This is a genomic window from Flavobacterium gillisiae (assembly GCF_900107635.1).
Classification (GTDB): domain Bacteria; phylum Bacteroidota; class Bacteroidia; order Flavobacteriales; family Flavobacteriaceae; genus Flavobacterium; species Flavobacterium gillisiae.
On the sequence record NZ_FNRD01000009.1, the window covers coordinates 146,306 to 161,094 of the forward strand.

The 14,789-nt window shown below is 33.6% G+C and carries 8 protein-coding genes; all 8 read right to left on the minus strand.

Features of this window, described 5'->3' with window-relative positions; genetic code table 11:
• Positions 1-18: 18 nt before the first annotated feature.
• The gene (locus BLV35_RS13350; protein WP_091091133.1) at positions 19-3,261 is read right to left on the minus strand and encodes a TonB-dependent receptor; all 3,243 of its coding nucleotides are present in this window, start codon (positions 3,259-3,261) and stop codon (positions 19-21) included.
• Positions 3,262-3,731: 470 nt separating this feature from the next.
• Positions 3,732-6,461, minus strand: a complete 2,730-nt coding sequence (locus BLV35_RS13355) for a TonB-dependent receptor (RefSeq protein WP_091091136.1) — start codon at positions 6,459-6,461, stop codon at positions 3,732-3,734.
• Between the two features lie 601 nt (positions 6,462-7,062).
• A complete protein-coding gene (gene pgi, locus BLV35_RS13360; RefSeq protein WP_091091140.1) occupies positions 7,063-8,715 on the minus strand; it encodes a glucose-6-phosphate isomerase in 1,653 nt (550 codons plus the stop codon).
• Between the two features lie 212 nt (positions 8,716-8,927).
• A complete protein-coding gene (locus BLV35_RS13365) occupies positions 8,928-10,160 on the minus strand; it encodes a M23 family metallopeptidase (protein WP_091091143.1) in 1,233 nt (410 codons plus the stop codon).
• A 26-nt stretch (positions 10,161-10,186) separates the two neighbouring features.
• Entirely contained in the window at positions 10,187-11,122 is a 936-nt protein-coding gene (locus BLV35_RS13370; RefSeq protein WP_091091146.1) for a tryptophan 2,3-dioxygenase family protein, read from the minus strand.
• Positions 11,122-11,892, minus strand: coding sequence for a DUF3108 domain-containing protein (locus tag BLV35_RS13375; protein ID WP_091091150.1), 771 nt, complete (start codon positions 11,890-11,892; stop codon positions 11,122-11,124). The genes BLV35_RS13370 and BLV35_RS13375 overlap by 1 nt, the downstream gene beginning before the upstream one ends.
• A 291-nt stretch (positions 11,893-12,183) precedes the next feature.
• Positions 12,184-13,344: a 4-hydroxyphenylpyruvate dioxygenase gene (gene hppD / locus BLV35_RS13380; protein WP_091091154.1), complete on the minus strand. Its 1,161-nt coding sequence runs from the start codon at positions 13,342-13,344 to the stop codon at positions 12,184-12,186.
• Positions 13,345-13,553: 209 nt separating this feature from the next.
• Positions 13,554-14,711 carry a homogentisate 1,2-dioxygenase gene (locus BLV35_RS13385; RefSeq protein WP_091091157.1) on the minus strand — a complete coding sequence of 386 codons (1,158 nt, stop codon included), beginning with the start codon at positions 14,709-14,711 and terminating at the stop codon, positions 13,554-13,556.
• Between the last annotated feature and the right edge of the window lie 78 nt (positions 14,712-14,789).

Genomic DNA, 14,789 nt, shown 5'->3' on the forward strand with positions numbered 1-14,789 from the left:
TTTTAAAGTTAACAGATATTAGTTAAAAGTATAACGAACTCCTGTTTGTATTTGCCATCTTGATGAATTAAGACCTACATCATCAATTTGATTAATATTACTTCCAATTTTAGGATCAAAACTAAATGTTGGTGTATTTGTTCCAGTTAAGAAACCTTCTTGTTTAAGCAACTGAACTTGGTCATTACTTGTGAAATATCTTTTACCCCAGTCTTTATTCAAAAGGTTTGTAAAGTTAAAAATATCAGCTGTAAATTCCAATGTATGTTTCTTTTTTCCTGAAGTGATAATAAACTCCTGTGCGAATTTTAAATCTACAATGTGTGATGTTTTTAAACGATCACCATTACGCTCCGCATAAGTACCTTTTCTACTTCTTAAATACTCATTACCTTCAATCAATGTGCTAAGAGCATCCCATTGTGCTTGAGGCGACAATGTATTTGCAGTAGTAGAAACTAGGTTAATTTCACTTTGAGTAGCAGGAACGTAAATCAATGCTGAGTTAGAGAACGTATCTTGCAACAAACGACCAGCATCATTATAAACATAACTAATTGGAGTTCCTTGAGCTCCTTCATAGAAAAATCCTAATCTACTTTTGGTAAATTTACTCCATTTGAAAGTTGCATTACCATTAGAGATAATCCTTCTACCTTGATCAAAATCAGATCTAGAAAGCGCTAATGAATTTGCACCATTAACCGTTTCAGTATTGTTCCACTGAGAACTATTTTGAGAAGAAGTTGCATCTAGTAAAACTGTTGATTTACCATAAGAGTAAGTTCCAGAAATATTAGCATCAATAAAATCAGATTTGAAATTTTTAGTCAATGTAAAAGAGATATTATGAGCTTTCCCTTCATCTGTATTTGAAGCTAAATAAACACCTAAATAAGTAGGGTCTACTCTTGAGTTTCCATTGTAACGTGGTCTACTATCAGCTCCTGAAAGTCTGCTTGAAGCATCTTTGATATTTAAGTTTTCATACTTAACTGCACTAAGGTTATCATTATAAGTGATCTCAGATGTGAAAACAAAACCTAATGGTAATTTTTGATCTACTGCAAAACTTGCTTTAAATACCTGAGGTAATTTAAAATCTTTTGCGAATAAATCTATATTACCACCTTTTCCTCCAGAACCTGGACGTGGATATGATGCAGGAAGTGGTGCAATTTGACTAGCAACACTAGGATTTGGATTAAAAACTGGTGTTTGAGTAGCATTAGTAATAGAAATAGCACCTTGAGTAATACCATTATTATTATAAGTTCCTCCTGGCCATACTAAAGGCAACCTAGAAGTAAACACTCCTAATCCACCTCTAAACTGAGTTGACTTTTTACCGTTAACATCATAATTAAAACCTAAACGTGGTGCAATGTGAGCAGTACTTGTAATACCTTGACCCACAAGCGCTCCTTTTAAATCTTTACCAGCAGCTACTAATAAACCAACTGTTCTATTATTAAAATCAGGATTTACTAAACCATCTTCCCAAACTGGAACATCTACCCTAACTCCATATGAAAGTTTGAAGTTATCATTTAACCTCATTTCATTTTGAACATAAAATCCAAATTGTTTCGTGCTAAATTCAGCAGCTCCTAGAGATGCATCACCTTCACCACCAATCAAAGAGTAGTTCATCTGAAATCTGTTTGGTCTTTTATCTAGTAAGAAATCATCTAAACTATTGTATCTGTATGCACCGAAGTTATTACCAAAAAACACATTACGTGAAGATGAAAATTCATTATGAGTTCCAATAGTTATTGTACTTTTTCCTGCATTAATTTCAAAATTGTCAGAAACGGTCAATACTTTTTGACTTAAAAAATTGGCAGTAGAGAAACCTTCTGCTCCAAAATAAATACTTTGTGAAGAACCATCAAAAATTTGAACAGTTGGGAACGGATCACCAGCTGCACCTCTGTCATCAATTACCTTTGTATAAGCTACAACTAAATTATTTGAAAATTTATTTCCAAATCTTGAGTTTAATTCTAAAGCTGTTGAATTAGTTGTTGAATTAAACAACTGGCTACCATTAATAAAACTTATTGCCGAAGCAGAAGATCTACTTGGTGAAAAATTCTCTGCTTTTACATAACTATGTTTTAAAGATAGTTTATGATTGTCATTGATATTCCAATCGATCTTACCAATCAATTTATCACTTACAAGAGTTCTTACGTTATTTTCAAAAGAACCTGGATCATATCCATAAGTAGCAAGTTTAGCTCTTAATTCTCCTAATCTACTTGCAGAAAGACCTGTGTAATTAGCTATATCGAAAGGCTGAGGAGTTTCATTATCTTGTTTTTCATAGTTAATGAAATAAAATAATTTATCATTTACAATAGATCCACCAGCTCTTATTCCGTAAGTTTTTGCAGAGAAATCAGCTAATTTTGTTCTTGGATTTGTACCCGCTAAAGAAGGAGGTGTTTTCGCTGCTAAATCTTGGTTTCTATTTAAATAATAAGCAGAACCTTCAAAATTATTAGTTCCTGAGCGAGTAATCGCACTAATGGCCCCACCTGCAAAACCAGATAATTTCACATCATAAGGAGCAACACTCACTTGAAATTGTTCAATTGCATCAACTGATATTGGGCTAACTCCAGTTTGCCCACCATTTGTTCCATTTGCAGCTAAACCGAAAACATCGTTACTTACAGCTCCATCAATGTAAATAGCATTGAATCTATTATTTTGACCACCTATTGAAAGAACATCATCACCACGTAATTGAGCTTGTGGAGTTAATCTAGCAAAATCTGCTATATTTCTTGAAAGAGAAGGTAATGATTTAATTTTATCTGAATCAATTACTGTCTGAGCACCTGTTCTTTTTGAATTAAAGGTATTATTCTTAAGCCCTTTAACTACAACTTCTTTAAGTTCACTAGCTTCATCGGCTAAAACTATTTTGAAGTTTTTTGAATCCCCTAATTGAAGAAAAACATTACTATCTTCAAATGTTCTAAACCCTACAAAAGTAACAACTACCTTATAAGGACCTCCAACTCTCATGTTAGAAATTCTAAAATTACCGTTAATATCAGTCGTAGCTGTATAACGAGTTCCTGATGATACATGAGTTGCAAGAACTGATGCTCCAGGCAAAGATTCTGACTCACTGTCGTAAACTACCCCATTAATAGAAGAAGTTGTATTACCTTGAGCATAAATACTAGTCCCCGCACCTATAAATGCAACCAGTATTAAAAATAACTTCAATAATTTTTTCATGATTTTTAAATTAAAAATTTTTGGCAAAAATCTAACATTTTTGGCAAACTAACGTTAATTATTTGTTAATAAAAAGACATGACTCAGTGTAATTTAACATAATTTTGAATTTTTACTGCTTTTCAGGCTCTTTTGAAATTAAATTTCAATATTTCGTAATAAAAACGTTAAAAAAAAGCGTTTTTATAGGTTAAACAAAAAACACCTAAAAATTAAAAAATTATGAATCCTAATAAAATAAAAAAAGCCTTGATTTAAATTTAAATCAAGACTGTAAAAGCTCCACTTTCCCTCAAAGGGCCCGCACAATTGTGCGTATTTAAAGTTTATACAACAAAAAAAGCAGGTGATTACTCACCTGCTTTTTTATTTATTTGAAATGAATTGACTTACAACATAATAAGTTAAAAAGTCATTATTCAAACTGTTCTGAATTAATTCCAGATTCAATTCTATTTTTTTATCTACTACTAGAAGTTATAACGAAGACTGAAATTCCAAGTTCTTCCGTATCCGAAGAAAACTTGATTTCCAGTTGCTACACCATCATACACCATGTTATTTGATGCATAAGTACCTTTTGCAGGATTTCTAGAATCAATATTATCAGTAGTGAAAATATTTGTTCTAGACTCAGAGATATAAACTTCGTCTAAAACGTTATTAACATTTAATCTAAAGCTAACCGAGCTCCTTTTATCTTTTCCTACTAACATTTTATAAGAAAAACCAGCATCCATTAATCCATAAGATGGCAATTCTAATGATCCATTATTAACTTCAGTTGAAAAATTAGTAGGATCAATTGAAGCATATAATTTTTGAGCTAATCTATAGTTTGCATCAAAACTAACTCTTTCAAATACTTCATATTTAGCACCAATACTCGCAGTGTTCTGAGCAGCATCACCAACTTTTACTTTATCTAAGTACAAAGTAGTTGAAGTTCCACCATCTATTGGCTGGTTATTAGCATCAAATCTGTTGCTATTAACATTCCCTTCATATACCCAGTTACCAATTGACAACATTGCATTTACACTTAATCTTGGTAACGGCTTAGCATTCAACTCTAATTCTACACCTGAGTGAATCTCAGTAATACCATTAAAATCATAGTATCCACCTACGTTAGCAATATCACGGTCAGAACTTCTTTGGTATCTATCTTTCCAAGAAGTATAGTACACGTTAAGATTAGCAGTAAAGAATCTTGAACGGTAACCGTATCCAGCTTCTAAACCTAAAACTTTTTCATTTACTAAGTTTGACGCAACAACTGATTGGTTATTAGGATAAACAGCGTTGAAGAAAGGTTGTTTTGAATAAAAACCAGAATTAACAAACACATTACTTGTTTCGCTAATATTATAATTTACACCACCTTTAACGTTACCTCCTAAGATATTTTCAAAATCAGTTTTGTACAAAGGATCAGTTTCCAAGTAAGTAAAAGTATCCTCTCTTTTAAATCCTTGTTGAGAAACTGCCCCTTGAAAGAATGCAGATAAATTCTCATTAGAATACTCTAATTGCGTAAATGCACCTAACCAGTTTACATAACCATTATTGTTATATTCAATTTTCTCTTGACCTTTAATATTTGTAAATGGGTTCAAGTCAGGAGAAGCATCATAGGTTTGATATAAAACCCTGTTTCTATTATTGATATCTCTATCATCTTTATATCCGTCAGCTCCTAGCCTATCATTAATATTTCTAAAATGATAACCAGTATATGTTCTTACATCAATACCAAAATCAAGTATTAATTTATCAGATAATTTTTTATTCAAATCAATAACAGCTCCATACCAGTCATGAGAATTAATTGAAGCTCTTCTTGTAAAACCGTTACGTCTATCTGTTAAATATTGACCATCAGCACCTGCTGTTAAAGGCGCTCCAATAGTATTAGGCTGACCTGTATTGTATTTTACAAATTCATCAAATGGAACTAAACCATTAGCTGTTTTATAAGAGAAAGGAGTTTTTCCTATACTTCCAGTTCCTCCACCACGTCCCCAAGAACCGTAGAAAACAGATGATAATGTTGTATTGTCATTGATTTTGAAATCCCAATTTAACGAAGCAACCGGCTTACTATAAAAGTTTCTAGCCCAAGAAAATTCTTCACCATTTTTAACACCCCAGTCAGAGTTATATTTAATATTTGGCTCTCCGTTAGAACCATATTTAATATATTCTGATAATGGATTAGCAAAACTTCTTTGGTGGTGCCATTGAGGAGCTCCAGTGAAAGTGAATTGAAGATCATGTTTGTCATTTGGTTTGTAACCAAATGCAATAAAATAATTTTTCCCTTCAAATTTAGTTCCGTCAACATATCCATCTCCAGTAGTCGAACTCAACAAAACAGATGCTGAAAAACCATTATCCATTAAACCAGTAGAGTAAGAACCTTGTACTTTCAAATAATCAGCATTACCAACAGAAGTAGAAACTGATCCACCTTCTTTCATTTCAGAAGTTCTAGTGATTACATTTATTGTACCCCCAACAGATGAAATAGCTAATTTAGAAGAACCTAAACCTCTTTGTACTTGCATTGCAGAAGTCACATCAGAAAGTCCAGCCCAGTTACTCCAATATACAGCTCCGTTTTCCATATCGTTTACCGGCACACCGTTTATCATTACGGCTATATTTCTTTGGTCAAATCCACGAATATTAATTCGGGCATCTCCAAAACCTCCACCTTGTTTTGTAACATATACTGAAGGAGTGTTTGCTAAAATTTCAGGGAATTCCTGAGAACCCAACCTTTCTTGAATTTCTGATGCTTTGATTGTAGAAACTGCAACAGGAGTTTTTCTATCCTTAGCAATATCAAGAATACTACTTGTAACTACAATTTCATCTAATTCATTAGAATTTGAAGTTAAAACGATAGTTCCTAAATTTTTTGTAGTTCCTTCTGCAACAGAAAACTTAACTGTCTTAGGTTCGAAACCTATAAAAGAAATAACTAATTCGCCAGGACTAACGGTTGTGTTAATCGAGAATTTACCATCAAAATCTGCAGAAACGCCAGTTTTAGTTCCTTTGATTGCAACATTAGCACCAGGTAGTGTACCTTGTCCGTCAGTAATAGTTCCTGTAATTTTCCCTTGAGAAAATGCCGTTGAAACCATTAAAAACAGTAATCCAGAGAGTAACCAATTTTTCATTGTCTTCATTTTTTGTTTTTTATTATTTTTGCCAAAATTATAACAATTTTAACTAAAAGAGTTAAGACAATGTTAAGAAAGTTCTTTATTTTAAACGGATCAACTTATTAAATATATATTTTTTCCTTAAAAAAAAACTATTTACTAAGTTTTATTGTGATTATCTGTTAATATATCAATATAAATGCAAAAAAAGTATAAATATCCGAAAAGTGACGAAGACCTGATTTTTTATTAAAATCAAAACATCCCACTGTAGCCAAAAATCACTTTTTCGAAAAAAAAGACCAAGAACAAACACTGTTATAAACTCCTAAATTAATTCTTCTTAGAAACTGTATAACAAACTAAAACTCGATGTTCTCCCGTAACCAAAATTGAGTTTATTAATTTTATCAAATCCAATATATAATCGCGAGTTCTTATACAGTATTGATTTGAGGCTCTCGTGTTTTTGACATTTTAGAATTATAATTAATCAACACCCTCGCAGCGATATCAATAGAAATAAAAAGCCCTTGTTTTTAATAAACAAGGGCTTTACATCATATCGTTCTAGTAATAAATTCTACGCGATCTAATATCGAATCTTTACTTTAGTATCTCAATTCTATTTGTTTTTCAAATAATAATCCAAAAGAAAGGCAGTCGAACTGTCATGATTTTTTATTTCTTTAGAATTAAGCTCATCCAGAATAGAGTTGGCTAATTGTTTTCCCAGCTCAACACCCCATTGATCGAAACTAAATATATTCCAAATAACTCCTTGTACAAAAATCTTATGTTCGTATAATGCGATCAAAGACCCTAATGACTTTGGAGTCAGTTTTTCTATTAAAATCGTATTCGTAGGCTTATTACCTGCAAAAACTTTAAAGGGCAATAAAAACTTCGCTCTCTCAGCATCAAGACCTTGCTTGTCAAACTCAGCCTGTACCTTTTCTGCTGTTTTACCATGCATCAAAGCTTCCGTTTGTGCAAAATAGTTCGACATCAATTTATCATGGTGCTCTTCGTCGCCATATAATGGTTTCACGAAACCAATGAAATCAGAAGGGATCAACTTCGTTCCTTGATGAATTAATTGAAAAAAAGCATGCTGTGCATTAGTCCCGGGTTCTCCCCAAATAATAGTTCCAGTCTCATAGTTAACGGGATTTCCGTCTCGGCCTACACTTTTACCATTACTTTCCATTGTTCCTTGTTGTAAATAAGGAGCTAATTTTTGAAGGTATTGTGTATAAGGAATCAAAGCTTCGCTTTCAGCTCCAAAGAAATTATTATACCAGATGCTTAGTAAGGCAAGAACAACAGGCATATTTTGATCAAAATCTGCCGTTTTAAAATGGTCGTCCATTTCATTTGCACCACTTAACAATTCATCAAAATTATCAAAACCTACCGCCAAACTGATGGTTAACCCAACGGCGCTCCACAATGAAAATCGACCACCTACCCAGTCCCACATAGGGAATACATTGTCTGGATTAATTCCGAATTCGGTTACTTTTTGAATATTTGTAGAGACAGCTACAAAATGCTTGGCTATATCCTCTTGCTTTGTTCCGAACTCCTTAGATAAAAACCACTCTTTGATAGTTTCAGAGTTTGTTAACGTCTCTTGTGTGGTAAATGTTTTAGAAACAACCACAAAAAGAGTCGTTTCCGGATTCAGTTTTTTTATAATTTCATTTACATGATCTCCATCTATATTGGAGACAAAATGAACATTCAGCTGATTTTTATAAAACTGTAACGCTTCAACAACCATCGCCGGACCTAAATCAGAACCACCAATACCAATATTTACAATGTCAGTAAAAGGCTTTCCAGTATATCCCGTTCGTTCTCCTGTTATTATTTCATTCGAAAACGATTGTATCTTTCTTTTTACATCATAAATTTCAGGAACAACATTTTGACCGTTTACGTTTATAACCGCTGATTCTTTTGCTCTTAAAGCAGTATGAAGTACCGCTCTGTTTTCGGTTTGATTAATAATCTCTCCGTCAAAATAATCTGAAATAGCCTTTTTCAAACCTACTTCATTTGCCAATTCCAATAAGAGGTCAATAGTTTCTTGGTTGATTATATTCTTTGAGTAATCTATTAAAAAATCATTCCATTTCAGGTTAAACTTTGCTGTTCTGGTAACATCCACTTGAAACATCTCTTGCATAGTAGCATTTTGCATTTCATCAAAGTGCTTTTGCAGTTTTTTCCAAGATTCCGTGTGCGTTGGGTTTATTGTGTTTAAGGCCATTTTTATTTTAATTCAAGTATTAGTTCTATTGCAGCAAAAATACTGAAATTAGTTTTAATTGATTAACCCTTTTAATTTATATAACAATTTTACATAAATCAAAAAGATATTAATGCCATAAAAAAAGAAGGGAGCTTAATTATTTACGGTAAATAATTAAGCTCCCTAATAAATTAATACTCTTTGCCTTTCATCAAAAGAAATAGCGTAAATTATAAATTTCCAATGCTGTCTAATTCAAACTTCAATGGCTCAATAGTCTTTAAAAAACGAGATTTATTTGCACTATTCATTGGTTCTCCGCCCGGCAAGTTTAATTTTAGAGCATCCACCTGTTTTCCGTTTTTCCAGAAACGATAACAAACATGTGGCCCTGTAGCTAAACCTGTACTTCCAACTCTACCAATAACATCTCCTTGGTTTACATGTTGACCACGTCGAACCAAAATTTTTGACATGTGTAAATATTGAGTAGAATAGGTACCATTGTGTTTCACCTTTACATAATTACCATTTCCTGCAGTATATCCTGTTCTTTCAACTGTTCCTGAGGCAGTGGTCGTAATTGGCGTGCCTGTTGGCGCAGCATAATCAGTTCCTTTATGTGCTTTCCATCTGTGTTGTACGGGATGGTATCTGTTCATTGAAAATCGAGAGGTCAATCTACTGAACTTAATAGGTGTTTTAAGAAAGAAATTCTTTAACGTTTTTCCATCCTCATCATAATAACCTACTTTTCCCGAAGCAGGGTTTTGAACATAAGGAAAGGCATAAATAATCTTGCCTTTGTATTCGAAAAAAGAAGCCTCAAGATTTTCTACTCCATCATAGATTGAATCATTTATAAATCTTTCCGTAAAAGTAAGAGCAAAGCGGTCTCCTTTCTTTAATTTAAAAAAGTCAATCGACCATGAATAAATTTTTGTTATTCTACTAGCTAAAGCAGCCTCTACTCCGGCATTTCCTAACGTTTCAGATAATGATCCTTTTAAAACACCACCTATGGTCCGTCTTCTTATCGTAATAGGCCTTGTTTTTTTATAAGCTACAACAGTAGTATCCCTAAAATCAAACACGTAGTAACTCAAAGCATCTGGTTGATAAACGAAAACCTGTAACTTATTTGTTTTGTCTTTTGACCTAAGCATCGTGTAAGCTCTGTTAGGTTTAATGTAACGAACATTGAAAGTATCCCTCACACTGTTTACAATCTCAAACATTTTTCGGTCGCCGATGTTCTGTTTGCTTATAATTGTACCAAAAGTATCTCCTCTTTTGATAGTATCGTGAATGACATTAAATTCAGAATAATTAAACCCAAAATCAGAGTCCTCTGCTATCGGTTTAACTATTTTAACTCTACTCTCTAGTTCTTGATTATTATTAGATTTATTGCAGGATAGTATTGCTGTTAATACTATAAAAATTATTACTACTTGCTTCAAACCGTATTTTATTTTTTTAATTCAACTTAAATTTCTACACCCCAGTTCGCTAATTCGTCAGCGCTCCATAACTCCGGAAAAAATATCCTTCGCTGGTATTTTGGGTGCATGTATTTTTTCCAATCACTTCCTCCAGTCGCCTCTCCAGTCCCTTTTCCGCTTTGGTCAATGTATTTAATGGCAACATTTAAATGCTGCATCACCCAAGTAATATTCACGGTATGGTCAAAATGACGCATAGCTTTTATCAACTCAGGATTCTTCTGATCATCATCTGGAAGCTGTTTGAATTTTTGCCAGATATTAATGGAGTTATACTCCTCCATGTGGTCCAAGAATGTTTTTTTATATTTTCTTTCAAATTCTTCTAACAAGTATGACTTCTTACCGGTCGCATAGTCTTTACCCGCCGCTTGCCAATATAAATGTTCAAAGGCATGTTCGTAAGGTGTATTTCTATCAATAGAACCTCTATAACGATGATCAATAAGATTAATCAAGTCAGTAGAAGAAAATTCAATTAATCGATACTGGGCACTTTGAAAACCACTTGCTGGAGTCAGCGTATTTCTAAACTTCATATATTGTTCCACTTCCATCCCGTTTTCCATAATACTGAAAGAGGTGGTCAGCATATCAAAATAACGACTGATTCTCATTAATCTTTCAGCAAAAAAATCAGTTTTTATGTTTTGAGCATAGGATATTTGATTCATCTCCCAAAGAATCATCTTAAATATCAATTCATTCACTTGATGATACATGATAAAAACCATTTCATCTGGAAGCGTTGTCCTTTGTGTTTGTATATTTAATAAGGCATCGGTCTGGATATAGTCCCAATATGTAATTGGTTTGGACCAAAGTAAGCCTTCTAAGTGCGTTTCTGTTTTTTGGTTTATGGATGCATACTTTTGATCAATTTCGCTTAAAATAGCTTCTGCATTCTCACTAATATTCATTATCTTTTTATTTTAAATGGATTGTTTAGTCCTTTAAATGCATCCAAGTCCGCTTTAATCGAACCCACCGCTAAGTCCGCTTTTATTCGAATAGGCAATCTATTATCATCGTCTGAAATCCAGACTGTTAGACTCTCCTGCTCTTTAAAAACACGACCTGATTGAACCAAAGGTTTAAAGATCATGGATGATACAACGCCAAATTTAGTTGTAATATCTTCACGACCTACAAATTTTAACTTTAATTTTGTCGTTTCATCATCAATAAACATGTTAATGGCAATAGACTCACCTGGATTAATTTTATCAATATTGGGGTAATTCCTTAAATAATAGAATGCTGACAAGATGTCTTGTGTGTTTTTTGGTGTGACAAAAGTTTTTTCATTTCTGTTTTTATAATCTTTTACCAAAACAGTATTAGCTGATTGATTAAAAAATCCTTCTTGACTTTTAATATATCCTCCTTCATTAATCTTCCTTACATACTGAAGTGGATTACCGGATTCCTTATCGATATAGCTTTCGTACAAATCATCCACTTTGAAAAAAAAGCGGGACATCCCTGTCGTAAATCCTTTACCAATAACATGGAAGGTTTTCTTATTGTTTATCACTGCGTCCTTGACTTCGAGCGTTGCATATCCTGCATTTACAAAACCATAATGGATTCGGAATTTAAACCATTCACCCACATCGTAAGCATCTTCTTTAGGAGAATCGAAACTTACGGTTAATATCAATAATAAGAATAGTATAAATTTTTTCATAACGTACTTTGTCTGTTTTATTGACTGCAGTTGCAAATTTTGTTCCAAATATATCAAAACAAAAAAACTCAGTCAAATAATGACTGAGTTTTTATGCTATTAACTAACCAAAAAACTATAAATTATGAAATTTATATCAATACGGAAGGAAACCACCCCTTCCATTTTGCGAGTGCAAAGGTACGTAACAAAACTACATTTTTTATCAAAAAATAAAGTTTAACATATCATTCACAAAATCACTTCTTGTTTGATGGTTATTTTTTCACATAATGTAAAAAAAACAGCTTTTTATAGCGTTCCTCGCAATGCTTGCTCTCTCTCTATAGACTCAAACAACGCCTTGAAATTACCTGCCCCAAAGCCTTTGGCTCCCATTCTTTGAATAATTTCAAAAAATAAAGTCGGTCTGTCTTGCACTGGTTTTGTGAAAATTTGCAATAAATATCCTTCTTCATCCGCATCGACCATAATAGCGAGTTTTTCTATTTCGTTTAAATCCTCTTTCATCATTTTCATATGATCTCCCAATCGTTCCGGAATCGCTTGATAATAAGTATGAGGTGGAGCAGACAAAAATTCTACCCCTCTAGCCTTTAACTGACTTACCGTTTTAATGATATCGTCAGTAGCAATTGCTATATGTTGTATTCCAGGTCCGCCGTAAAAATCAAGGTATTCCTCGATTTGTGATTTCTTCTTCCCTTCTGCAGGTTCGTTGATTGGAAATTTAATTCTACCATTTCCATTTGACATTACCTTACTCATCAAAGCTGAATACTCTGTATTGATTTGTTTGTCATCAAAAGAAAGGAAATTAACAAATCCCATCACGTCTTCGTAGAACTTAACCCAAGTATTCATTTCATTCCAACCTACATTTCCTACCATGTGATCAATGTATTTTAATCCGGTTGGCTCTGGATTGTAATCTGATTTCCATTCTTTATATCCTGGCAAGAAAACACCTTTGTAATTTTTACGTTCCACAAAAATATGAACGGTTTCTCCGTAGGTATAAATCCCAGAACGTACTACTTCACCATGCTCATCTTTCTCTACGGTAGGCTCCATAAAAGAACGCGCACCACGCTTCATTGTTTCTTCGTAAGCACTAGTCGCATCTTCTACCCAAAGAGCCGCTACTTTTACTCCGTCTCCATGCTTTCTTAAATGTTCATGTATAGGAGAGTCTTGCGTTAAGGGCGTAGTAAGAACGATTCGTATCTTATCTTGTTTCAACACATAAGAGGTTCGGTCTCTCACACCAGTTTCTAATCCGGCATACGCCAAAGATTGATAACCGAAAGCTGTTTTATAATAATGTGCTGATTGTTTTGCATTTCCTACATAGAACTCTACGTAATCGGTTCCTAATAAAGGAAGGAAATCTTGTGCTCCTTCAAATATTTTTTCTAGTCCGTATTCTACTGATTTTACTTCTTTTGCCATTTTGTTTATGTTTTATGATTCGGTTTTTTATCATTACCGAAAATGTTGTTGATTATTCTAAAGCCTAGCCCTGATGGAAGCGACATCCTTTATATTTTTTCTTTAAAAATATCAAGATATAGCGCACAGCAGGAAATTGCTTCTAATTAAATTTAAAATCTAGCAAGTGTGATTGCTTTGCTTCGTTCCTCGCAACTCCTCGCAATGACCTACTCAACCCACGATTTGTAATATTCACCATCATCGATTCCCATTGCTTCTTCTGTCACCATAAGGGTTCTAAAAGTATCAACCATAACCGCTAACTCTTCTGTAGCTGTGTGACCAATGCTTCTTTCCATAGCTCCAGGTGCCGGGCCGTGAGGAATACCTTTTGGATGCAATGTAATATGACCTTGTTCGATATTATTTCTACTCATAAAATCACCGTCAACATAATACAATACCTCATCACTATCGACATTGCTGTGATTGTAAGGAGCAGGAATTGCTTTTGGATGATAATCGTACAACCTTGGTACAAATGAACAGATCACAAAAGTGGATGTTTCAAATGTCTGGTGTACCGGTGGCGGTTGATGAACGCGTCCTGTTATAGGTTCGAAATTATGAATGCTGAATCCGTACGGAAAATTGTAGCCATCCCAACCCACTACGTCAAAAGGGTGCGTTGCATAAATTACCTCATGCATTGTTCCTTCTTTTTTGATTTTGATAAGGAAGTCTCCTTTTTCATCGTGAGTTTCCAATTCGTTTGGCAAAATAAAATCGCGCTCACAAAATGGAGAATGCTCTAAATGTTGCCCCGATTCGTTTTTATAGCGCTTAGGCGTATAAATAGGCGCGAAAGATTCGACATACAACAATCTGTTGTCTTCGGTTTCAAAATCAATTTGATAGATAATCCCTCTAGGAATAATAAGATAATCTCCGTACTCAAACGGAATATTTCCCATCATGGTGCGTAATTTTCCTTTTCCTTTGTGAATGAAAATCATTTCATCGGCATCGGCATTTTTATAAAAATACTCGCGTAATGATTTCTTTGGTGCTGCTAACCCAATTGTACAATCTTTATTAACAAGTAGTGCTTTGCGACTGTCCAGAAAATCATCTTCGGCTTTTAGATCAAATCCTTTTAACAATAAAGATTTAATGTTTTTACCAATAGCGATTTTAGGCTCGACAGAATACGATTTAATAATTTCTTTTACCTGTGTAGGTCGGTGGACGTGGTACAGCAATGCAGAATTTCCATGGAAACCCTCTGTTCCAAAAAGTTGTTCGTAATAAAAACCTCCATCAGGTTTTTCAAATTGTGTGTGTCTTTTTTGAGGGAAAGTCCCCAATTTATGATATAATGGCATGATAAATTAAAATTAGAAGATTAGAAAATTAGAAAACGAGATAAACAAACCCCTTTTCTAACTAAAACGATAGTACAG